This window comes from Mycolicibacterium arcueilense, assembly GCF_058536225.1.
In genome coordinates this window covers 121,423-143,477 of sequence record NZ_JBZTYL010000022.1, presented here as the reverse complement: position 1 = coordinate 143,477, position 22,055 = coordinate 121,423, and the positions used below count along the sequence as shown (strand labels likewise).

Sequence of the window (22,055 nt, the reverse complement as noted above, 5' to 3'; positions counted from 1 at the left end):
CCAACGCGACACGAATCCGACCAATTGCTCGACCCGGGTGGAGTTCGACAACTACAAAGCGTCATACTTGCGGATGTGACGAGCGCTGTAGGTACCTCGGGAACGGCAATAACGTCGCGCGTTCATTCGCTGAACAGACCGAACATGGTCAGTGTCGGCACCATCGTGTGGCTTTCCAGTGAACTCATGTTCTTTGCTGGACTCTTCGCGATGTATTTCACCGCGCGCGCGCAAGCCGGTGGCGACTGGCCGCCCGAGCCGACCGAACTCAATTTGGCCCTTGCTGTTCCGGTGACGCTGGTTCTGATCGCGTCATCCTTCACCTGCCAGATGGGCGTGTTCGCCGCCGAGCGCGGCGACGTGTTCGGGCTGCGCCGGTGGTATGTGATCACGTTCCTGATGGGCCTGTTCTTCGTACTGGGCCAGGGATACGAGTACATCCACCTGGTCGAGCACGGCACCACCATCCCGGGCAGTGCCTACGGATCGGTCTTCTATCTCGCGACCGGTTTCCACGGCCTGCACGTCATCGGCGGACTTGTTGCGTTCATCTTGCTGCTGGCCCGCACAAAGATGAGTAAGTTCACGCCCGCGCAGGCCACCGCGGCGATCGTCGTCTCGTACTACTGGCACTTCGTCGACATCGTCTGGATTGCGCTGTTCGCCACCATCTACTTCGTCCGCTGATCGGCCGGCCGATGTTCGATTCGATGAGAAGGGGTTCGATGACCAGCAAGTCGCGCCGACGACTGCGCCGACGACTGTCAGCAGGTCTCCTGCTGTTGGTCGGCCTGTCAGTCGCAGGTGGTGTTGCGGCCACGCTGACACCCACACCGCAGGTCGCAGTCGCCGACGAGTCTCAGTCGGCGCTGCTGCGCACCGGTAAGCAACTGTTCGACACGTCGTGCGTTTCGTGCCACGGCGCCAACCTGCAGGGTGTGCCCGATCGTGGGCCCAGCCTGATCGGCACCGGCGAGGCCGCGGTGTACTTCCAGGTGTCGACCGGTCGCATGCCCGCGATGCGCGGTGAGGCCCAGGCACCGTCCAAGCCCGAGCACTTCGACGAGAACCAGATCGACGCTCTCGGCGCCTTTGTTCAGGCCAACGGCGGCGGCCCGACCGTGATCCGCGACGAGCACGGCGGCGTGGCCCAGGAATCGCTGATCGGGTCCGACGTGGCCCGCGGCGGCGACCTGTTCCGGCTGAACTGCGCGTCCTGCCACAACTTCACCGGCAAGGGTGGCGCGCTGTCCTCCGGTAAGTACGCGCCGGACCTCGGCGAGACCGAGCCGGCACAGATCTACACCGCGATGCAGACCGGGCCGCAGAACATGCCCAAGTTCTCCGACCGGCAGCTGTCGCCGGAAGAGAAGCGCGACATCGTCGCCTACGTCCGTGAGTCGGCTCAGACGCCCAGCTACGGCGGATACGGGCTCGGCGGCTTCGGCCCCGCTCCCGAGGGCATGGCGATGTGGATTATCGGAATGGTCGCCGCTATCGGCGTGGCAATGTGGATCGGGGCACGAGCATGACCGACAACACCCCGAAGATCCCGTCAGACGCCGAACTGGCTGAGATGTCGCGTGAGGAGCTCGTCGAGCTCGGCGGCAAGATCGACGGTGTCGAGACCATCTTCAAGGAGCCGCGCTGGCCGGTCCCCGGCACCAAGGCGGAGAAGCGCACCGAGCGGCTGGTGGCGTACTGGCTTCTGCTCGGCGGGCTTTCGGGCCTGGCGCTGCTGCTGGTCTTCCTGTTCTGGCCGTGGGAGTACCAGCCCTTCGGCTCGGAGGGCGAGTTCCTCTACTCATTGGCCACCCCGCTGTACGGCCTGACCTTCGGCCTGTCGATCCTGGCGATCGGCATCGGCGCGGTGCTGTTCCAGAAGAAGTTCATCCCCGAGGAGATCTCGGTCCAGGACCGCCACGACGGGCGTTCCCCCGAGATCGCCCGCAAGACCATCGCGGCCAACCTGACCGACGCCCTCGAGGGCTCGACCGTCAAGCGCCGCAAGCTGATCGGTTTGTCGCTGGGCATCGGCCTCGGCGCATTCGGGGCCGGCACCCTGGTGGCCTTCATCGGCGGTCTGATCAAGAACCCGTGGAAGCCCGTGGTGCCCACCGCGGAAGGCAAGAAGGCCGTGTTGTGGACCTCGGGGTGGACGCCCCGATTCCACGGCGAGACCATCTACCTGGCTCGCGCGACCGGACGTCCCGGTTCGTCGCCGTTCGTCAAGATGCGGCCCGAGGATCTCGACGCCGGTGGCATGGAGACGGTCTTCCCCTGGCGCGAGTCTGACGGCGACGGCACCACCGTCGAGTCCGAGCACCACCTCACCGAGATCTCGATGGGTGTGCGTAATCCGGTCATGTTGATCCGCATCAAGCCGGCCGACATGCCCCGCGTGGTCAAGCGAAAAGGCCAGGAGAGCTTCAACTTTGGTGAGCTGTTCGCCTACACCAAGGTCTGCTCGCACCTGGGCTGCCCCTCGTCGCTGTACGAGCAGCAGACCTACCGCATCCTGTGCCCGTGCCACCAGTCGCAGTTCGACGCGTTGCACTTCGCCAAGCCCATATTCGGTCCGGCTGCGCGCGCGTTGGCGCAGCTGCCCATCACCATCGACAAAGACGGCTACCTGGTCGCCAACGGCGACTTCGTCGAGCCCGTCGGACCGGCATTCTGGGAGCGCAAATCATGAGCCCTGACCTTGCCAAGATCGCTGCCGCACAGGGCGATGCGATCGATTCCCGTTACCACCCCTCGGCGGCGGTGCGCCGGCAGCTGAACAAGGTGTTCCCCACCCACTGGTCCTTCCTGCTGGGTGAGATCGCGCTGTACAGCTTCATCGTGCTGCTGATCACCGGTGTCTGGCTGACGCTGTTCTTCGATCCGTCGATGGCACACGTCACCTACGACGGCGTGTACCAACCGCTGCGGGGCGTTCAGATGTCGCGGGCCTACGAGTCCGCACTCGACATCAGCTTCGAGGTGCGCGGCGGTCTGTTCGTCCGCCAGATCCACCACTGGGCCGCACTGATGTTCGCCGCATCGATCATGGTGCACATGGCGCGCATCTTCTTCACCGGTGCGTTCCGCCGCCCGCGTGAGGCCAACTGGGTGATCGGCTCACTGCTGCTGATCCTGGCGATGTTCGAGGGCTACTTCGGTTACTCGCTGCCCGACGACCTGCTGTCCGGTATCGGTCTGCGCGCCGCGCTGTCGTCGATCACCCTGGGCATGCCGATCATCGGAACCTGGCTGCACTGGGCGCTGTTCGGCGGGGACTTCCCCGGCGAGATCCTGATCCCGCGCCTGTACGCACTGCACATCCTGTTGATCCCGGGCATCATCCTGGCCCTGATCGGCGCGCACATGGCGCTGGTCTGGTTCCAGAAGCACACCCAGTTCCCCGGCCCCGGCCGCACCGAGCACAACGTGGTCGGCGTGCGCGTCATGCCGGTGTTCGCGGTGAAGTCGGGTGCGTTCTTCGCGATGATCACCGGCGTGCTCGGCCTCATGGGCGGTCTGCTGACGATCAACCCGATCTGGAATCTGGGGCCCTACAAGCCGTCTCAGATCTCGGCGGGTAGCCAGCCCGACTTCTACATGATGTGGACCGAAGGCCTGGCGCGTATCTGGCCGGCCTGGGAGTTCTACCCGTTCGGTCACACCATCCCCGCGGTGGTCTGGGTTGCCTTGATCATGGGCGGTGTGTTCGGTCTGTTGATCGCCTACCCCTTCATCGAGCGGAAGGTCACCGGCGACGACGCCCACCACAACCTGCTGCAGCGTCCGCGTGACGTGCCGGTGCGTACCGCGATCGGTGCCATGGCGATCGCGTTCTACATGGTGCTGACCCTGGCCGCGATGAACGACATCATCGCGCTCAAGTTCCACATCTCGCTGAACGCGACCACCTGGATCGGCCGTATCGGCATGGTGGTGCTGCCGGGGATCGTGTACTTCATCGCCTACCGCTGGGCCATCTCGTTGCAGCGCAGCGACCGTGCGGTGCTGGAGCACGGCATCGAGACCGGCATCATCAAGCGCCTGCCGCACGGTGCCTACGTCGAGCTGCACCAGCCGCTGGGACCGGTGGACGACCACGGCCACCCGATCCCGCTGGAGTACCAGGGCGCTGCCCTGCCGAAGCGGATGAACAAGCTCGGTTCGGCTGGTTCACCCGGCACCGGCAGTTTCCTGTTCGCCGATCCGGCGGTCGAGCACGATGCGCTCACCGAGGCTGCCCATGCCTCCGAGCACAAGGCCCTGACCGCCCTGCGCGAACAGCAGGAGCGAAATGGCAACGGGGAGACCAACGGTCACCACTGACCACTCCCCTACCCCGAACAATCGCCGCAGCCTCTCGAAAGAGGTTGCGGCGATTGTTTTATGTGCGGGGGTACGGAGCCGGCGACGACGAGTGCTACGGCCAGGTGCCCTTGGGCCCTGACCGCGGCGCCGGCCCGGCAGGCGGGTGCGTCGTCTGCAGTGCCGCCCCTGGAACCGGGGTGTTCTGCAGCGCACCGAGGCACAGGCCCAGACGCCCAGGGAGGCAAGGGATGTTGCCGGAGCCGCCCAAGCTGTTGCTCGGGCTGTTCTCCGACCAACAGATGCCGGTGGTCGGGTCCAGAGTGCTGCCTCCCGGACAGGGCGCCGACGTCGCCGACGGAGCCGCCGCCAGAACCGCGGAGGCCAGCATCGTGCTGCACAGAGTCGCCAACAGGAGCTCGGGTGCCCTGGTTCTGATCAACATGTCATGGTCTCCGCTACGGGGTGATCTTGGTCTGCTCGTCGATGACCTTGGCTGCGTCGATCACCACATCCTTCTGCCCTTCCGGGGCCTCGGCGTTGAGCTGCAGCACGAACAGGGCGTCGTTGCCGGGGATGACCACGGTCTTCTGGGCGATCACGCGCGCTTCGCCGTTGTGGGTGTAGGTGCCGGCTGACCGGACCGCCTCGAAGCCACCCAGCGTGGCCTTCTCGGGATCCATCACCGACTTGTAGTCCGGCAGGTTCTGCGACATCCCCGGCGCGTGCTTCAGGACCTCGGCCGCGTCCACGTTGCCGGTCAGCTTCGATGCGATGGCGATGATGGCCGGTGGATCGGCGGGATCCACCGGCTTGTCGTAGACGATGGCGCCGTAGGCCCAGTCGGGTGTCTTGTCACCTGCACTGCTCCAGCCCGGAGGGAACGGGAAGTCGAAATCCGGCGTGCCGGGCTCGTCGGGCTTGAACGGCGTCTCGGCGATCTTGTTCTCGGTGATGTAGTCGTTGATCGTCTTGTTCGGACCGGTGATGTTCGGCCGCTCTGCGGCGGCACTCGTGGTCGTCGTCGCCGAGGTGGCACCGGAGGAGGTTGTGGGCTCGGTCTTGGTGTCAGTCCCGCAACCGACAAGCGAAATGCCCACGCCGGCCGCTACCAAGCCCGCCAAGAGCTTTCTCATGCGCGGCCTCGCCTTCCGTGTCGTTGGCCCCTTGTCCGCACCTGGACACCGAGGCTACGCACCAGCCGGCACGTTTCGCAGCAAAACCCGAGATGCGCTGGGCCTCGCGCGAGTTCAGGAGGGCAACGCGTCGAACTGGCGCACCGCCACGATCGGCAGCGCGACGATGCCGACAATGACCACACCGGCCAGGCCATAGAGGCACCAGGCCGCCACCTCACTGCCCGTCGCCATCAGATAGGTGGCCAGCCCGATGGCTGCTGCGCCCAACCCGATGGCGCAGACGAGCGCCAGGATGCAGCGCAGCCACAGCGCCTCGGCCGCGGCGGCGCCGCCGTTGCCCGCGGCGTAGCGGCTCATCTCGACCGGCGCGGCCCGGTAGCTGCCCCCGATCGGGCGTGGTGAGCGGGCCGGCGGCTGAGGCCTGCGTCCGGGCTGGCGGTTGTCGGCCTGGGCTCGGGCCCGCAGCAGCAGCGGCACCGCCCCGGCGATCACCAACACCGACAGGCCGATCACGGTGTACAGCACCCAGGGAACGTCGGCGTTCTCGGAGCCCTGCGGATGGCTACGACCCAGGTCCACCAGGGCGACGACGGCCGCCACTCCGGCGCCCAGCGCCGCGAGCCACACCGCGGCGCAGGCGCCCAGCAAAACCCGGTCGGTGGTCTCGAGTTCGCTGATGGGCCCGGACATCAGCAGGCAGTCTGTGCGGAGTTGTTGGCGTTGGACGAGAGCACCGTGCCGTCACTCGCCGTGATGGAGCAGTTCAGTCTGCTGACCAGGAACAGGCTGGACGCCTCGACCGAGCCGACATCCGAGTTCGAGATCGGGGTCATCGTGAAGGTCCACGGGATGTAGACGTTGCGCAGGGTGCGCCGGTTTCCGTTCCCGTCGACGTAGGTGATCGTGATGATGTCACCCGGCGCCTTGGTGCCCGTCACCGAATAGGTCACCTGACGCGGTCCGGCATGCGTCGTGGTGGTGGTCGGCGGGGCCGACGTACCCGGGGCAGGCGGAGGTGCCTCGCCGGTCGGCGCGGGCGCCGGCGGGGGCGGCTCGGTCACCGTCACAGTCTCCGGAGGCGGCGGGGGCGGGGGCTCCTCGGACGTCGGAGGTGGCGGGGGCGGCGGCGGGGGCGGGGTCGTCGTGGTGATCTCGTCCTGCACCGGCGGCGCCGACGTAGTGGTGCTCGGCTTCGGGGTGGCCAGGTTGGCGGTGTCCTCATCCCGGGTGACCAGGACGGCCACCGAGGCCACCAGGGCGACCGCGGCGATGATGGCGGTGACACCGACCACCCACGGCCAGCGCGGCGGTGGGGCCGTGTCGACGAGTTCGGTCGCCGGGTCGTAGTCGTCGTAGTCGTAGAGCGCCACGTCGGCGGGCACGTAGGGCCCACTGGTGAACTGCTCCGACTCGGGCGCGGAGTAGGCCTGCGAGTAGAACTCGGTCTCGCCGCCATCCGCGTCAGCGCCCGCCACCGGAGTCCGATCCTCGGGTGCGGAGTGTTTTCCGGGTTGATCCGGCAAATCAGAACCGGAGGCACCCGGTTCCGGGGGATTCGGCCCGCTCATCTACGCCTATCCTTCTCGACAACTTCACTGCCACGCGGAACGAACGAAACCGTTCGCTGGTGACAGTGCCCCGGCAACATTACCCAACGAGGTGAAGCCGGCGAGTCCGGCGCTGCCGGTGGCGGATGAAGTGACGGCCCGATTGTGACCTGAGCAGGCCACAATCGGCACGTCCGGACGGGGTCAGTGCTTCTCAGGACCCCAGTAGTACTCGAAGACCAGGCCACTGACCGCCATCAGCACGAAGCAGATGCCGGCGACCATCAACCAGGGCAGCCACAGGGCGGTACCGACCGCGGCGACCGAGAAGGACAGCGCGATCAGGATCGGCCACCAGCTGTGCGGCGAGTAGAAGCCGAGTTCCCCTGCGCCGTCACTGATCTCGGCATCTTCGTAGTCCTCGGGGCGGGTGTCGAGACGCCGCGCCACGAAGCGGAAGAAGGTGCCGGTGATCAAGGTCAGGCCGGTGGTGAGGGCGAGCGCGGTGGTACCGGCCCACTCCACGCCACCGGTGGCGAACATCGCCGTCAACACGCCGTAGACCACCGCCGACAAGGCGAAGAACGCCGTGAGGATCTCGAACAGTCGAGCTTCAATATGCATTGCGTGTAGCCCCTACTTGCTCGCCTGCGGTGCCTGCTCACCGCGTCGGGTATCGAACGGGTGCGTGGTGGTGGCCAGCGGCGGCTGGTTGATCGCCGTCAACGCCTCGGCATTGGTCTTGCCCGCGTTGCGCTGGTCGATGTAGGCCTTGAAGTCATTGGGTTCGACGACCCGGACCTCGAAGTTCATCATCGAGTGGTAGGTGCCGCACATCTCGGTGCAACGCCCGACGAACGCGCCGGTCTGCTCGATCTTGCTGACCTGGAAGATGTGGTCCGAGTGGTTGGCCACCGGGTCGGGCATCACGTCGCGCTTGAAGAGGAATTCCGGCACCCAGAAACCGTGGATCACGTCCGCGGAGTTGAGCTGGAACTCGATGCGCTTGCCCACCGGGAGGACCAGCACCGGAATCTCGGTGGAGGTACCCAGGGTCTCGATCTTGTCGAAGTTCAGGTAGGTGCGGTCCTCAGGGTTGAGACCGTGCACCGCGCCGACCTTCTCCTGGCCGTGCGCATCCTTGCCCTCGGGCTTGGACGTCATCGCGGCCTTGCGCTCGGGGTCGACACCGTCGTAATCGAACGTGCCGTCGGCGTAGTCGATCTTCTGGTAACCGAACTTCCAGTTCCACTGGAAGGCGGTCACGTCGATGACGACCTCGGGGTTCGGGTCCTTGTGCAGCATGCGCTCCTGGACCACCACGGTGAAGTAGAAGAGCACCGAGATGATGAGGAACGGGATGACCGTCAGCACCAGCTCCAGCGGCATGTTGTAGCCGAACTGGCGCGGCAGCTCGGTGTCGCCCTTCTTCTTCCGGTGGAACGCGCTCGACCAGAAGATCAGAGCCCACACGATGGCGCCCACAACGAAGGACGCAATCACGGAGCCGATCCACAGCTCTCGGTTGAGTTTGCCCTCCGGAGTGATTCCGGTCGGCCAACCGAGCGCGAGTGCGTCCTGCCAGCTGCAGCCGCTCAGCAAGAGCGCTGAGCCACCCAGGACAATGGTCAACAACGCCGCTCGGGCCACCTTCTTAAGCCCGCGAGGTGTCACGTTGGCGCCTCCTAGATCGGTATTTCGCGACCGCGACCGGTCGTTGTTTTGCGAATACTACGCAGCGTAGACCACGCCGGTCCACGGGAGCGAAGCGACTCGGGAATGGGATCGCAACGCGAGCGGAGGGACCGGCGCGACCGCGCGGGTGGTGGTCTCGGGAAGCCGCCGGATTAGGCATACTGACGCGGTGTGTGGACTGCTCGCCTTGGTAACTGACCCAGCCCAATCCACCCAGGGTGACGCCTCCCCCGACGCCGGATCGCGGCTGGTCGACGCGGTGGCGGGCGCCTCCCACCTGATGCGTCACCGCGGCCCCGACGAGCCCGGCACGTGGGCCGACACCAGCGGCGACGCCACTGTGGTGCTCGGTTTCAACCGGCTGTCGATCATCGACATCGCGCACAGTCACCAGCCGTTGCGCTGGGGACCCGCCGACGCGCCGGACCGCTACGCACTCGTCTTCAACGGTGAGATCTACAACTACCTGGAGCTGCGTGAGCAGTTGCGCACCGAGTTCGGTGCCGTATTTCACACCGACGGCGACGGCGAGGCCATCGTGGCCGCGTACCACCACTGGGGCGCAGACGCGCTGAATCGACTGCGCGGCATGTTCGCGTTCGCGGTCTGGGACACCGTCGAGCGTGAATTGTTCTGCGCCAGGGATCCGTTCGGCATCAAACCGCTGTTCATGGCCACCGGGCCCGGGGGCACCGCGGTGGGCAGCGAGAAGAAGTGCCTGCTGGGCCTGGCCGACATTCTCGGGCTGGACCTGACCATCGACGAGCGGGCGGTGCAGCACTACACCGTGCTGCAGTACGTACCCGAACCCGAGACGCTGCACCGCGGCATCCGCCGGCTGGAGTCGGGCAGCTACGCGCGCCTGAAGCCCGGCGGTCGTCCCGAGGTGACGCGCTACTTCTTCCCGAAGTTCAACGCGGTGCCTTTCGTCAAGGGCGCCGAGCAGTCCCGCTACGACGAGATCACCGCCGCCCTGGAGGATTCGGTCGCCAAGCACATGCGCGCCGACGTGACCGTCGGCGCGTTCCTGTCCGGCGGCATCGATTCGACGGCCACCGCGGCGCTGGCGATGCGACACAACCCCCGGTTGATCACCTTCACGACCGGATTCGAGCGGGAGGGCTTCTCCGAGGTGGACGTGGCCGTCGCGTCCGCCGAGGCCATCGGCGCCCGGCATGTCACCAAGGTGGTCAGCCAGGCTGAGTTCGTCGAGGCGCTGCCCGAGATCGTCTGGTACCTGGACGAGCCGGTGGCCGACCCGGCTCTGGTGCCGTTGTTCTTCATTGCCCGCGAGGCCCGCAAGCACGTGAAGGTGGTGCTGTCCGGCGAGGGCGCCGACGAGTTGTTCGGTGGCTACACGATCTACCGGGAACCGTTGTCGCTGCGGCCTTTCGACTATCTGCCGCGTCCGGTGCGCAAGTCGCTGGGCAAGGCGTCCAAGCCACTGCCCGAGGGCATGCGCGGCAAGAGCCTGCTGCACCGCGGTTCGCTGACGCTCGAGGAGCGCTATTACGGCAATGCCCGCAGCTTCTCCGATGAGCAGCTGCGGGCGGTGCTTCCGGGTTTCCGGCCGGAGTGGACGCACACCGACGTCACTGCCCCGATCTACGCCGAGTCGCGGGGTTGGGATCCGGTGGCCCGCATGCAGCACATCGATCTGTTCACCTGGCTGCGCGGCGACATCCTGGTCAAGGCGGACAAGATCACCATGGCCAACTCACTGGAGCTGCGGGTGCCGTTCCTGGACCCCGAGGTGTTCGCGGTGGCGTCCCGGCTGCCCGTCGATCAGAAGATCACCCGCTCGACCACCAAGTACGCGCTGCGCCGGGCACTGGAGCCAATCATTCCGGCCCATGTGCTCAATCGGCCCAAGCTGGGCTTCCCGGTCCCGATCCGGCACTGGCTTCGCGCCGGAGAGCTGATGGACTGGGCCTACGCGATGACGGCCTCGTCGGGAGCGGGGCAGTATGTCGACCTCGCCGCCGTGCGCACCATGCTCGACGAGCACCGCAGCGGCGTCAGTGATCACAGCCGCCGGCTGTGGACCGTGCTGATCTTCATGCTGTGGCACGCCATCTTCGTCGAGCACAGCGTGACCCCGCAGATCTCCGAACCGCACTACCCGGTACAGCTCTAGGCGGCTCTGGGCCCAGCGGGCCCAGAGCCGGCAGGCTAGTTGCCGAGCGCCTTGCCGATCTCGGCACCGGCCTCGGCACCGTAGGCGTCGGTGAGGCGCTGCACGGCCTCGGCCGCATCCCAGGTCCACTCCTGGGGGCCGGTCGCCTCGAGCACGAGCACCGCGACCAGGGAGGCCAGCTGCGCGGAGCGCTCCAGACCCAATCCGGCGCTGCGCCCGGTCAGGAAGCCGGCCCGGAAGGCGTCGCCGATACCGGTGGGGTCGGCCTGATGCTTCTCCGGCACGACGCCGACGTGCACGAACGTGCCGTCGGAGCTGACCAGATCGACGCCCTTGGCACCGAGGGTGGTGACGCGCATGCCGATCTGGCTCATCACCTGCGCCTCGCTCCAGCCCGATTTCTGAAGCAGCAGGTCCCACTCGTAATCGTTGGTGAACAGGTAGGTGGCGCCGTTGATGAGCTTGCGGATCTCGTCACCGGAGAGCCGGGCCAGCTGCTGGGAGGGGTCGGCGGCGAAGGCCAGGCCGAGCTTGCGGCACTCCTCGGTGTGCAGGAACATCGCCTCGGGGTCGTTGGCACCGACGATCACCAGCTCGGGCTTGCCGACGCGGTTCACCAGATCGGCCAGGGAGATGTTGCGCGCCTCCGACATCGCACCGGGGTAGAACGAGGCGATCTGGGCCATGTCCTCGTCGGTGGTGCAGACGAAGCGGGCGGTGTAGGCGCTGTCGGAGATCAACACGTTGCCGCAGTCGACGTTGGCGCCTTCCAGCCAGGTCCGGTACTCGGCGAAATCCTGTCCGGCGGCACCCACCAGCGCGACATCGCCGCCGAGGGCACCGATCGCGAAGGCCATGTTGCCCGCGACTCCCCCACGGTGGATCACCAGATCGTCGACCAGGAAGCTCAGCGACACCTTCTGCAGGTGGTCGGCCAGCAGTTGCTCGGAGAATTTGCCCGGGAACCGCATCAGGTGGTCGGTCGCGATGGATCCGGTAACTGCGATGGTCACGTAGTGTCACCCCTCATTTCGTTAAGTCGGCTACATAACAGTACCCGCGTGGGCCTTCCGGCGATCTGCGCGCAGAGTCGCACCTCGCGGGTTGCGCTAACCTGCGTATAACCGTATTCCCGGTCACCGTAGACGGCTGACCCACCTCCAGATCACGCGGGGAGCGTCATTTGATGACTGGTTCTTACCAGTACCCCGAGCACATTCCGCCCCAGCCCTATCCCGAGCCGGTGCCGACCGAACCGTCGGCATACCCCGGGACGCTCCCGCCGCCGGTGGCCTACCCCACGCGGCGGCGCTGGCCCAAGATTCTGGCGGCGCTGCTGGTGGTGGCGGCGTTGGGAGGGGTGCTGACGGCCGTGCTGGTCGCGGGCCGGCCCGGGACCGCGGCACCGGTGGTGGTCTCCGATGCGCGGGCGCAGGCCGCGATCCAGGAGTACCTCGACGCGCTGCTCGACGGGGATGACGAAACCATTGCGCGGCACACGCTGTGCGGGCTGTACGACGGGGTCAAGGACCGCAAGGCGGACCTCGCAGTGGCCGGACTGGCCAGTGACGCATTTCAGAAGCAATTCAGCCACGTCGAGGTGACGGGCATCGACGCGAACGTGCCGTGGTCCACCACGCAGGCTCAGGTGCTGTTCACCATGCAGGTCGCACCGGCCAGCGGGTCGATACGAGGCCAAAGCTCCACCGCCCAGGAACAGCAGGGCGTGGCACAGCTACTGGTGCAGAAAGACGGGAAGAACGAGCACGTTCTGGTGTGCTCGTATGTACTGCGCACCAGCGGTCAGTACTGACCGCTGGGCGTCAGCTCACGTCAGTTGAAGGAGTCGCCGCAGGCGCAGGAGCCGGTGGCGTTCGGGTTGTCGATCGTGAAGCCCTGCTTCTCGATGGAGTCGACGAAGTCGATGGTGGCGCCCTGAACGTACGGCGCGCTCATCCGGTCGACGACCAGCTTCACGCCGCCGAACTCGGCATTGAGGTCACCGTCGAGGGTGCGGTCGTCGAAGAACAGGTTGTAGCGCAGTCCGGCGCAGCCGCCCGGCTGAACCGCGATACGCAGCGCGAGGTCGTCGCGGCCTTCCTGGTCCAGCAGCGCCTTCGCCTTCGTCGCCGCAGCGTCGGACAGGGTCACACCGTGGGTTTCGGTGGAGGTGGCGTCCTGAACAGTCATAGCTCTCCCTAAACATCCCTGGGCATCAAGGAAACGCGAGGACGTACCACGCGTCTACTACCTCAACGGTACCTTGTTCCGGCGCTATTCCCGACTTATCCACAGGCCGGGGCATGTGGCCGGGCCACCTGCGGCGGGCAGTAACCTGGCAGTCGTGAAGCTGCTGGGCCGCAAGAAGGACAACGAAGGCGAATCCGCCGGGACCGACCAGGTCGTCGACGGGTCGGCCGGATCGACCGCCGCCGAATCTACGGCCGGCGGTGCGACCTCAGGCACCGCCCCCAAGGGCAGGCCGACACCAAAACGCAACGAGGCCGCCAAGCGTCGTGGCCCGGTCGCACCGGCACCGCAGACCTCCGCCGAGGCACGGCAGCGCCGCAAGGAGCTGCGCGGACCCAAGCTGTCCAAGGAAGAACGCAAGATCGAGCGGCTCACCCGCCGGGCCGACATGTCCGACCGCCGCGAGAAGATGATGGCCGGCGAGGAGTCCTACCTGCTGCCCCGCGACAAGGGCCCGGTTCGCCGCTATGTCCGCAACATCGTCGACTCCCGCCGCAATGTGCTGGGCCTGTTCATGCCCGCCGCCCTGGCGATGATCTTCTTCATGCTTGCGCTGCCGTCGCTGAAGTTCCAGCAGATCCTGTCGTACGCGATGCTGATCCTGGTCGTCATCATGCTGATCGACGGGTTCATCGTGGGCCGCAAGGTGAATCACATGGTGGACGAGAAGTTCCCCGACAACACCGAAAGCGGTTGGAAGCTCGGACTTTACGCAGCCAGCCGGGCGTCGCAGCTGCGCCGCATGCGCGCGCCGCGGCCGGCGGTCGAACGCGGCGACAAGATCTCTTGATGCCATTCCAGGCGGCCTGAGGAGTGCGCACCCTGGTGCTCGGCGGTATCCGCTCGGGTAAATCGCAGTGGGCCGAGACCGCGATCGCCCGCGCTGCCGGGGAGGCGCCCGTGCGCTACCTGGCCACCGGGCCCGGCGGCGACGGCGATCCGGCCTGGGCCGACCGCGTGAGCGCACACCAGGTGCGTCGGCCCGCGCACTGGCACACCGTGGAGACCTGTGATCTGTCCGGGGCGCTGAACTCCGGCGCCGGCGAGAGTCCGGGCACCGCAACGCTTGTCGACGACATCGGCGGCTGGCTGACCGCGACGATGGACCGCCTCGGCGCCTGGACCGGAGCACCCGTCGACAGCGAAGTCGATGTCCTCGTGCAGGCGGTGGACGCGTTCACCGCTCCCCTGGTCCTGGTCAGCCCCGAGGTCGGGCTCACGGTGGTGCCTGCCACCGAGGCGGGACGCCGGTTCGCCGATGAACTGGGCACGGTCAACCAGCGTCTGGCCAGGGTGTGCGACCGCGTGGTGCTCGTGGTGGCCGGCCAACCGCTCACGGTGAAGGAGCCGTCATGACGGAATTGGACGAGGCCTTCGCCCCGGTCTCTGCACCAGATGCCGAGGCGGCCGCGGCGGCGCGGGCCCGCCAGGCCCGGCTCACCAAACCGCCCGGCTCCCTCGGTCGGCTGGAAGACCTCGCGGTCTGGGCGGCCTCGTGTCAGGGTGTGTGCCCGCCGCGGGCGCTCAACCGGGCACGCGTGGTGGTCTTCGCGGCCGACCACGGGGTCACCGCCGCAGGCGTTTCGGCTTTTCCGTCCGCGGTGACCGGCCAGATGGTGGCCAACTTCGACGCGGGCGGTGCCGCGATCAACGTGCTGGCCGAGGTGGCCGGCGCCACGGTGCGCGTCGCCGACATCGCCGTCGACTGTGACGAGCCCCTGTCCCCCGCGATCGGCGCCCACAAGATCCGCCGAAGCTCGGGCAACATCGCGGTCGAGGACGCCCTCGGCGAAGAGGAAGCGGTCGCGGCGATCTCGGCAGGGCGCCAGATCGCCGACGAAGAGATCGACGCCGGGGCCGATCTGCTGATCGCCGGCGATATGGGAATCGGAAACACCACGGCAGCAACAACTCTGGTGGCGGCACTGACGGGAACCGAACCTGTCGTGGCGGTGGGCCGCGGCACCGGCATCGACGACCAAGGCTGGATGCGCAAGACCGGCGCGGTACGCGACGCGCTGTACCGGGCCCGGTCGGTGACCAGCGATCCGGTGGGTCTGTTGCGGGTGTGCGGCGGTGCCGACCTGGCCGCGATGGCCGGGTTCCTGGCCCAGGCCGCGGTGCGGCGCACCCCGGTGCTGTTGGACGGCATGGTGGTGACGGCCGCGGCCCTGGTGGCCGAGAAGCTGGCACCGGGTGCGCAGGCGTGGTGGCAGGCCGGCCATCGGTCGACCGAACCGGCCCACACCCTGGCGCTGTCACAGCTGGGACTGGAGCCGATCGTCGACCTCGGCATGCGCCTGGGCGAAGGTACCGGCGCCGCGGTGGCGCTGCCGATCGTGCGGGCCGCGATCGCCACCCTGGCCTCGATGGCCACCTTCGAGGAGGCCGCAGTAGCCGGAATCTCCGAAGAGACACCGTGATTTCCGCGCTCGGCGGGGCGTTCGCGTTCGGCACGGTCCTGCCGGTGCGAACTTCGGCCGGTATCGGTCGGGGCGCGCTCACCGCGCTGCCCGTGGCCGGCCTGATGCTCGGGGCACTCGCGGCCGCGGTGGTCGCCGGTGGCCAGTGGGCCTTCGGCACCGGTGCTGCCCTGCCCGGCCTCCTGGCGGTGGCAGTGCTGCTGCTGGCCACCCGCGGACTGCACATCGACGGTTTCTGCGACACCGTCGACGGTCTTGGCTGTTACGGCCCGCCGGAGCGGGCACTGGCGGTCATGCGTGACGGCTCGGCGGGGCCGTTCGGTGTCGCCGCGGTGATCGTGGTGATCGGTTGTCAGGCAATGGCATTCACTCAACTCAGCGCGGTGGCCGTCGTCGTCGCCGTCACCACCGGACGCGTCGCGGCGGTCGTCGCCTGCCGGCGGTCGGTGCCCGCCGCAGCGGGAAGCTCACTGGGTGGTGCGGTGGCGGGCACCCAGCCGGTGGCCGTCGTGGCGGCCTGGGTGGGCGCCGTTGCCGTCCTGGCCGCATGGGCAGGTCCGCGGATGTGGCAGGGCCCGGCCGTGGTGCTGGTGGCCGTGGGCTGTTCGGCGCTGTTGGTCGCCCACTGCGTGCGACGGTTCGGCGGCATCACCGGCGACGTGCTGGGCGCCGCCGTCGAGGTGACGACGACGCTGACCGCGCTCGGGCTGGCGATCGGCTAGTTCAGCCGGGCCATCCAGCCGTGTGTATCGGCGAAGGTGCCGCGCTGGATCCCGGTCAGGGTGTCGCGCAGGGCCATGGTGATCTCGCCCGGTTGCCCGTCGGCGATGGTGAACTCACCGTCGGCGTGCTTGACGTGGGACACCGGGGTGATCACCGCCGCCGTACCGCAGGCGAACACCTCGGTGATCTCACCGGCGGCGGCCTTCTTCTGCCACTCGTCGACATCGATCTTGCGTTCCTCGACCGCGAATCCGGCGTCGGTTGCCAACTGCAGCAACGAGTCTCGCGTGATGCCCGGCAACAATGAGCCGGACAGCTCCGGGGTGACGAGCCTGGCCGAACCACCACTGCCGAAGACGAAGAACAGGTTCATCCCGCCCATCTCTTCGACGTAGCGGCGCTCGATCGCGTCCAGCCACACCACCTGGTCGCACCCGTTGTCGGCGGCCTGCGCCTGCGCGAGCAGCGAGGCCGCGTAGTTGCCGCCGAACTTGGCCGCACCGGTGCCGCCGGGTGACGCGCGCACGTACTCGTGCGACAGCCACACGCTGACCGGTTTGATGCCGCCCTTGAAGTACGCCCCGGCCGGCGAGCCGATCACCAGGTAGCGGTACTCGTTGGCCGGTCGCACGCCCAGGCCCGGTTCGGTGGCGATCACGAACGGCCGCAGGTACAGCGACTCCTCACCGCCGGCCGCGGGCACCCACGCCTCGTCGACCGCGATGAGTTGACGCAGCGATTCGATGAACACGTCCTCGGGAAGTTCCGGGATGGCCAGCCGCCGCGACGAGGTCTGCAGCCGCGCGGCGTTGGATTCCGGCCGGAAGGACACGATCGAGCCGTCCGCCCAGCGGTAGGCCTTGAGCCCTTCGAACACTTCCTGTGCGTAGTGCAGCACGATGGCCGAGGGATCGAGCTCGATCGGCCCGTACGGGACCACCCGCGGGTCGTGCCAGCCCTGTCCGGCGGTGTAGTCGATGGCCACCATGTGGTCGGTGTGGTACTTGCCGAAGCCGGGGTTGGCCAGGATCGAGTCGCGTACCGCATCGGTCGCCGGATTCGCGTTGGCTGAAACCGAGAACTCGAGATGGCCGCTAGTCATGCAGCGATTGTATCGCCCGAGGCTAACGTGTTTTCGGGGCCACGAACGGTGGCTTGACCACTTCGCATTCGACGGCGCGGCCACGCACGTCGACGTTCACCCGCTGCCCGTCGGCGATGTCGTTGGCGGTGTCGATGAGCGCCAGCGCGATACCGACTTTCAGTGACGGCGAGAACGTTCCCGAGGTCGTGGTCCCGATCCGGGTGTCCCCGTCGAGCACCGCGAGATCGGCGCGCAGCACTCCGCGGCCGACGGCTTTGAGGCCGCGCAGCACCCGGGCCGGTCCGGCTTCCTTCTCGGCGAGCAGCGCGTCGCGCCCCCAGAACGCGTCCTTCTTCCATCCGATCGCCCAGCCGCAGCGGGCCTGCAGCGGCGAGATGTCCAGCGACAGCTCGTGTCCGTGCAGCGGGTAGCCCATCTCGGTGCGCAGGGTGTCGCGGGCGCCCAGGCCCGCGGGCTCGCCGCCGGCCGCGCGCACAGCCGTGACGAGGGCGTCGAATACCACGCCGGCGCGGTCCCAGGCCGGCAGCAGTTCGTAGCCCTGCTCGCCGGTGTAGCCGGTGCGGCACACCCGGACGAACACGCCGTCGTATTCGGCATCGGCGTAGCCCATGTAGTCCATGTCGGTAGGCAGCCCGAGCGCGCCGAGCACCTCGGCGGACTTCGGCCCCTGCACGGCCAGTACGGCGTAGGAGCGGTGTTCGTCGGTGATGGTCAGCCCGTCGGGGGCGTTCTTGCGCAGTTCGGCGACGAGAGCCGCGGTGTTCGCGGCGTTGGGCACGAGGAAGATCTCGTCGTCGGAGACGTAGTAGGCGATCAGGTCGTCAATCACGCCGCCCGACTCGGTGCAGCACAGGGTGTACTGCGCCTTGCCCGCTCCGATGCGGTTCAGGTCGTTGGTCAGGGCAGAGTTCACGTAGGCCGCCGCACCCGGTCCTTTGACCAGTGCCTTGCCGAGGTGGCTGACGTCGAACAGGCCGACGGATTCACGCGTGGCGTTGTGCTCGGAGACGGTCCCGGCGTAGGACACCGGCATCAGCCATCCGCCGAACTCGGCGAAACTGGCCCCCAGTTCGCGGTGGCGGTCTTCCAACGGTCCGTGCAGCAGGTCGTCACTCACGAGTTCACCCTAAACTGCCTGCCGGATCGGGCCGACGGATTGCACACTGGTCGGGTGGTCGATTTCGATGCACTGGCCGCCGCCGGGATTACCGATGCGCGGGACCGTGCCCCGCTCATCGAGTACCTCGACGGGCTGGGTTTCACCGCCGAGCAGATGATCGAGGCCGAGTCCCGGGGTCGGCTGTTCGGGCTGGCCGGGGATGTCCTGCAGTGGTCGGGTCCGCCGGAATTCTGTCTGGCCGATGTGGCCGCCGAGCTCGACGTCCCGCTGGAAGATGTGCAGCGGGCCTGGGCCGCGCTGGGCCTGACCGTGGCCGGCTGCGAGGTGAAGACGCTGAGCAGGGCCGATCTGGAGACCTTGCGCACCTGGGCGGAGTTGCGGTTGCTGGTCGGCGACGTCGAGGCCACCGGCCTGCTGCGCGTGATCGGTTCGGGTATGGCTCGCCTGGCCGAAGCGCTGTCGGCGATGAGCCGAGCCAGCACGCCCGACGTCCAGCTCAACGTGTCCCACGATGAGCTCATCACCGCCAAGGCCTACCGGACGGCCGCCGGGTTCATCCCCCGGATCGGCTCGATGATCGATGCCGTGCACCGCCACCATGTGATGAGTGCGCGCAGCTATTTCGAGCACGTCGTTCACGACGACTCTTCGAATGTGTTGTGCGGCATCGGTTTTGCCGACCTGTCCGGGTTCACCACGCTCACCCAGATGTTGACGTCCGCCGAGCTGTCAGCACTGCTCAACGAGTTCAGTGCCACCAGCACCGAAGTTGTGCACGCCGCCGGCTGCCGCGTCGTCAAGTTCCTCGGGGACGCCATCATGTGGGTCGGCTCCGAACCCGCCGAGCTACTCCAGGTCGCCGTAAACCTGGTGACCCACCCCCGAGCCGCCGAGACCCATCTACAGGTGCGCGCCGGACTCGATTTCGGAGAAATGCTGGCCATCGGCGGCGACTACTTCGGCAATCCGGTGAATCGGGCGGCTCGCCTCGTCGCGGCCGCCGAGCCCAGCCAGGTCCTGGTGTCCGAGCCGCTGCGCGAACTCCTCGACGGACAGGCGTTCGCGCCGCCTCGCTCTCTGACGCTGAAGGGCTTCGCCAAGCCGGTCGCCGCCTATCCGCTGCGTCTAGGGTGGGCGGGGTGAGCCCCGCAAATCCCGGTTACCAGGTTCCCAACGTCACCGTCAGCGCCTCGCTGCCCAAACGCAAGAGCGACGCTGTACTGATCGTTCCCGTGGTCAGCGGGCCGGATGACGACGCGACCGCGACCGTCGTCGGCAACCCATTCCTCGACGCCGAGGCGGTCGGTGAGATCGACGTCGCGCTCGCCGCGCTCGGCGCGAAGGGGGGCACCGACCAGGTCACCAGGGTGGTGGTGAGTGGCGTCGCGGCTGCCAGTGTGCTGGCCGTCGGCCTGGGCAAGCCGCGCGACGAGTGGTCCGCCGATGCGATCCGCCGGGCCGCAGGCACGGCCGCGCGGTCGTTGAACGGGACCGAGACGGTCGTCACCACGCTGTCCGACATCGATCTGGAAGCCGCCGTCGAGGGCCTGATCCTGGGCTCCTACCGCTTCAACGACTTCCGCAGCGCCAAGACCGCGCCCAAAGACGCCGGCCTCACCGAGATCGTCGCCCTGGCCGCCGATACCAAGGCCGCTACCAAGGCGGAAGCGCAGCGCGCGGTGGACATCGCTTCGGCAGTCGCGACGGCCCGGGATTTCGTCAACACCCCGCCCAGCCACCTTTTTCCGGACGAATTCGCCAAGCGCGCAAAGGCTTTGGGTGAGGACGCCGGGCTTGAGGTCGAGGTGCTCGACGACAAAGCTCTGGCGAAGGCCGGATACGGCGGCATCGTGGGTGTCGGCAAGGGGTCATCGCGCCCGCCGCGCCTGGTGCGGTTGATCCACCGGGGCGCCAAGGGCAAGAAGGCCAAGCGGGTCGCGCTCGTCGGGAAGGGCATCACGTTCGACACCGGCGGCATCTCGATCAAGCCGGCCGCCAACATGCATCACATGACCTCGGACATGGGTGGTGCCGCCGCGGTCATCGCGACAGTGGTGCTGGCCGCCAGGCAGAACCTTCCGATCGAGGTGATCGCGACCGTGCCGATGGCCGAGAACATGCCGTCGTCGACCGCGCAGCGCCCGGGCGATGTGCTGACCCAGTACGGCGGGATCACCGTCGAGGTGCTCAACACCGACGCCGAAGGTCGTCTGATCCTGGCCGACGCGATCGTGCGGGCGTGCGAGGACGAGCCGGATTATCTGATCGAGACATCTACCCTGACCGGCGCGCAGACCGTGGCCCTGGGTTCCCGCACGCCGGGCGTGATGGGTAGCGACGAGTTCCGTGACCGGGTGGCGACGCTGTCTCAGTCCGTCGGCGAGAACGGCTGGGCCATGCCGTTACCCGAGGAACTGAAGGACGACCTGAAGTCGACGGTGGCGGACCTGGCCAACGTCAGCGGGTCCCGCTACGCCGGGATGCTGGTGGCGGGCACCTATCTGCGCGAGTTCGTCGCCGACGGGGTCCAGTGGTCGCACATCGACGTCGCCGCCCCGGCTTACAACACCGGAGGGCCTTGGGGTTACACGCCCAAGGGCGGCACCGGAGTGCCGACGCGCACGATGTTCGCGGTCCTGGAGGATATCGCCGACAACGGCTGATCGGGCCAGAGCCGACGTGAACAAGATGCCGAGAATCGCTCGCAGTCTCGCCATCTTGTTCGCGTTGGGCTCAGTGCTTTCCGGCTGTTCCGGAACGTCGGAAACCCCGAGCCCGGGCACCCAGACCACGACACCGCGGCCGCCTGTCACCACGCAGACCTCCCCCGCCGGTGCGCAGCCGCTCCTGGCGGCGGACCCGGGTCGGCTGGCGCAGGATCTGGTCGCCGACGAGCGCGCCCTGCGCGATCCGTCGACACCGGAGACGGCGCTGATACAGGCGGCCCGGCGTCAGCAGGTCGCCTACCGGGCCATCGGCCGCCACCCCGAATGGGACGCGATCATCCGGCCCCGCATCCCCGCGGAACTGGTCGCGTTCTACGACCACAATGTCGATGCGCGGCGGCAACTCGCCACGCTGGCCGAGCCCAGGGACAGCCTGCCCGCGTGGCGGATCAACCCGCCGGCTCCGCCTCAGGTGCTCCTGGACGCGTACCGCGAGGCCGAGGCGGCCTCCGGTGTGAGCTGGAATTACCTTGCGGCGATCAACCTGATCGAGACGCACTTCGGCAGCGTCACCGGCGACAGCTCGGCCGGCGCGCAGGGGCCGATGCAGTTCATGCCATCCACATTTGCCGCGTACGGCCTGGGCGGCGACATCCACTCACCCCGGGACAGCATCATGGCCGCCGGAAATTACCTGGCCGCCAACGGTTTTGCGCACGACCCCGACAACGCCCTGTTCCGGTACAACAACGCCGACGAGTACGTGCGAGCGGTCACCGACTATGCCGCCGCGATGGCCGCCGATCCCGCGGCGTTCGGCGCGTTCTACCGCTGGGATGTGTACTACGTATCCACCGCGGGTGACGTACTACTGCCCATCGGGTACGCCGCGGAGTCGCGGATACCCGTCGGCGAGTACCTGACGGCCCACCCGCAGTAGCG

23 protein-coding genes are annotated in these 22,055 nt (G+C 67.6%); 13 read left to right on the top strand and 10 right to left on the bottom strand.

Annotated elements, in window-relative coordinates; translation table 11 throughout:
- Window positions 1-75 precede the first annotated feature (75 nt).
- Genes ctaE through qcrB form a run of 4 tightly spaced genes read left to right on the top strand, consistent with a single transcriptional unit; the run spans window position 76 to window position 4,329 of the window.
- Window positions 76-687: an aa3-type cytochrome oxidase subunit III gene (gene ctaE, locus AC4LGL_RS21775; RefSeq protein ID WP_003885537.1), complete on the top strand. Its 612-nt coding sequence runs from the start codon at window positions 76-78 to the stop codon at window positions 685-687.
- 38 nt (window positions 688-725) lie between these two features.
- A complete protein-coding gene (gene qcrC / locus AC4LGL_RS21770) occupies window positions 726-1,532 on the top strand; it encodes a cytochrome bc1 complex diheme cytochrome c subunit (RefSeq protein WP_082941691.1) in 807 nt (268 codons plus the stop codon).
- Window positions 1,529-2,695, top strand: coding sequence for a cytochrome bc1 complex Rieske iron-sulfur subunit (gene qcrA, locus AC4LGL_RS21765; RefSeq protein WP_491840583.1), 1,167 nt, complete (start codon window positions 1,529-1,531; stop codon window positions 2,693-2,695). The genes qcrC and qcrA overlap by 4 nt, the downstream gene beginning before the upstream one ends.
- The gene (gene qcrB, locus AC4LGL_RS21760) at window positions 2,692-4,329 is read left to right on the top strand and encodes a cytochrome bc1 complex cytochrome b subunit (protein WP_044523629.1); all 1,638 of its coding nucleotides are present in this window, start codon (window positions 2,692-2,694) and stop codon (window positions 4,327-4,329) included. Before qcrA ends, qcrB begins: the two co-directional genes overlap by 4 nt.
- Before the next feature lie 94 nt (window positions 4,330-4,423).
- Here qcrB and AC4LGL_RS21755 read toward each other — a convergent pair whose 3' ends face one another.
- The 6 genes from AC4LGL_RS21755 to ctaC form a co-directional block, all read right to left on the bottom strand.
- A complete protein-coding gene (locus AC4LGL_RS21755; RefSeq protein ID WP_131812934.1) occupies window positions 4,424-4,753 on the bottom strand; it encodes a hypothetical protein in 330 nt (109 codons plus the stop codon).
- A 13-nt stretch (window positions 4,754-4,766) separates the two neighbouring features.
- On the bottom strand, window positions 4,767-5,444 hold the full coding sequence (gene lpqN, locus AC4LGL_RS21750) for an envelope biogenesis lipoprotein LpqN (protein ID WP_491840582.1): 678 nt from the start codon (window positions 5,442-5,444) through the stop codon (window positions 4,767-4,769).
- A 114-nt stretch (window positions 5,445-5,558) separates the two neighbouring features.
- Window positions 5,559-6,137, bottom strand: coding sequence for a DUF2561 family protein (locus AC4LGL_RS21745; protein ID WP_491840581.1), 579 nt, complete (start codon window positions 6,135-6,137; stop codon window positions 5,559-5,561).
- The gene (locus AC4LGL_RS21740; RefSeq protein ID WP_491840580.1) at window positions 6,137-7,015 is read right to left on the bottom strand and encodes an MmpS family transport accessory protein; all 879 of its coding nucleotides are present in this window, start codon (window positions 7,013-7,015) and stop codon (window positions 6,137-6,139) included. Before AC4LGL_RS21740 ends, AC4LGL_RS21745 begins: the two co-directional genes overlap by 1 nt.
- A gap of 183 nt (window positions 7,016-7,198) precedes the next feature.
- Window positions 7,199-7,618 (bottom strand): cytochrome c oxidase subunit 4, encoded by a 420-nt coding sequence (locus AC4LGL_RS21735; protein WP_491840579.1) that lies wholly within the window; start codon window positions 7,616-7,618, stop codon window positions 7,199-7,201.
- 12 nt (window positions 7,619-7,630) lie between these two features.
- A complete protein-coding gene (gene ctaC, locus AC4LGL_RS21730) occupies window positions 7,631-8,668 on the bottom strand; it encodes an aa3-type cytochrome oxidase subunit II (protein WP_491840578.1) in 1,038 nt (345 codons plus the stop codon).
- Window positions 8,669-8,858: 190 nt separating this feature from the next.
- Between ctaC and asnB the strand changes: the two genes are divergently transcribed.
- A complete protein-coding gene (gene asnB, locus AC4LGL_RS21725; RefSeq protein WP_491840577.1) occupies window positions 8,859-10,826 on the top strand; it encodes an asparagine synthase (glutamine-hydrolyzing) in 1,968 nt (655 codons plus the stop codon).
- Window positions 10,827-10,861: 35 nt separating this feature from the next.
- Here the strand turns inward: asnB and AC4LGL_RS21720 are convergent, their stop codons facing one another.
- Window positions 10,862-11,839 carry a carbohydrate kinase family protein gene (locus AC4LGL_RS21720; protein WP_491840576.1) on the bottom strand — a complete coding sequence of 326 codons (978 nt, stop codon included), beginning with the start codon at window positions 11,837-11,839 and terminating at the stop codon, window positions 10,862-10,864.
- Between the two features lie 173 nt (window positions 11,840-12,012).
- Between AC4LGL_RS21720 and AC4LGL_RS21715 the strand changes: the two genes are divergently transcribed.
- Window positions 12,013-12,639 carry an Rv0361 family membrane protein gene (locus AC4LGL_RS21715; RefSeq protein WP_491840575.1) on the top strand — a complete coding sequence of 209 codons (627 nt, stop codon included), beginning with the start codon at window positions 12,013-12,015 and terminating at the stop codon, window positions 12,637-12,639.
- A gap of 20 nt (window positions 12,640-12,659) precedes the next feature.
- On the opposite strand, the gene AC4LGL_RS21710 is transcribed toward AC4LGL_RS21715, so the two are convergent.
- Entirely contained in the window at window positions 12,660-13,016 is a 357-nt protein-coding gene (locus AC4LGL_RS21710) for a HesB/IscA family protein (RefSeq protein WP_055115090.1), read from the bottom strand.
- Window positions 13,017-13,170: 154 nt separating this feature from the next.
- Between AC4LGL_RS21710 and AC4LGL_RS21705 the strand changes: the two genes are divergently transcribed.
- The 4 genes from AC4LGL_RS21705 to AC4LGL_RS21690 are packed head-to-tail and all read left to right on the top strand — an operon-like array spanning window position 13,171 to window position 16,221.
- Window positions 13,171-13,866 carry a DUF3043 domain-containing protein gene (locus AC4LGL_RS21705; RefSeq protein WP_491840574.1) on the top strand — a complete coding sequence of 232 codons (696 nt, stop codon included), beginning with the start codon at window positions 13,171-13,173 and terminating at the stop codon, window positions 13,864-13,866.
- 23 nt (window positions 13,867-13,889) lie between these two features.
- Window positions 13,890-14,432, top strand: coding sequence for a bifunctional adenosylcobinamide kinase/adenosylcobinamide-phosphate guanylyltransferase (locus AC4LGL_RS21700; RefSeq protein WP_491840573.1), 543 nt, complete (start codon window positions 13,890-13,892; stop codon window positions 14,430-14,432).
- On the top strand, window positions 14,429-15,499 hold the full coding sequence (gene cobT / locus AC4LGL_RS21695) for a nicotinate-nucleotide--dimethylbenzimidazole phosphoribosyltransferase (protein WP_491840572.1): 1,071 nt from the start codon (window positions 14,429-14,431) through the stop codon (window positions 15,497-15,499). Before AC4LGL_RS21700 ends, cobT begins: the two co-directional genes overlap by 4 nt.
- Window positions 15,496-16,221, top strand: a complete 726-nt coding sequence (locus AC4LGL_RS21690; protein WP_491840571.1) for an adenosylcobinamide-GDP ribazoletransferase — start codon at window positions 15,496-15,498, stop codon at window positions 16,219-16,221. Before cobT ends, AC4LGL_RS21690 begins: the two co-directional genes overlap by 4 nt.
- Here the strand turns inward: AC4LGL_RS21690 and AC4LGL_RS21685 are convergent.
- Window positions 16,218-17,324 carry a branched-chain amino acid aminotransferase gene (locus AC4LGL_RS21685; protein ID WP_491840570.1) on the bottom strand — a complete coding sequence of 369 codons (1,107 nt, stop codon included), beginning with the start codon at window positions 17,322-17,324 and terminating at the stop codon, window positions 16,218-16,220. The two genes, AC4LGL_RS21690 and AC4LGL_RS21685, sit on opposite strands and share 4 nt — an antisense overlap.
- A 22-nt stretch (window positions 17,325-17,346) precedes the next feature.
- Window positions 17,347-18,444, bottom strand: coding sequence for a glycine cleavage system aminomethyltransferase GcvT (gcvT, locus tag AC4LGL_RS21680; protein WP_491840569.1), 1,098 nt, complete (start codon window positions 18,442-18,444; stop codon window positions 17,347-17,349).
- 54 nt (window positions 18,445-18,498) lie between these two features.
- Here gcvT and AC4LGL_RS21675 point away from each other — a divergent pair, with 54 nt between their 5' ends.
- Genes AC4LGL_RS21675 through AC4LGL_RS21665 form a run of 3 tightly spaced genes read left to right on the top strand, consistent with a single transcriptional unit; the run spans window position 18,499 to window position 22,053 of the window.
- Window positions 18,499-19,590 (top strand): adenylate/guanylate cyclase domain-containing protein, encoded by a 1,092-nt coding sequence (locus AC4LGL_RS21675; RefSeq protein WP_491840568.1) that lies wholly within the window; start codon window positions 18,499-18,501, stop codon window positions 19,588-19,590.
- Complete coding sequence (locus AC4LGL_RS21670; protein ID WP_491840567.1) at window positions 19,587-21,110, top strand: leucyl aminopeptidase; 1,524 nt, start codon at window positions 19,587-19,589, stop codon at window positions 21,108-21,110. Before AC4LGL_RS21675 ends, AC4LGL_RS21670 begins: the two co-directional genes overlap by 4 nt.
- 25 nt (window positions 21,111-21,135) lie before the next feature.
- Window positions 21,136-22,053, top strand: coding sequence for a lytic transglycosylase domain-containing protein (locus AC4LGL_RS21665; protein WP_491840566.1), 918 nt, complete (start codon window positions 21,136-21,138; stop codon window positions 22,051-22,053).
- Window positions 22,054-22,055 lie beyond the last annotated feature (2 nt).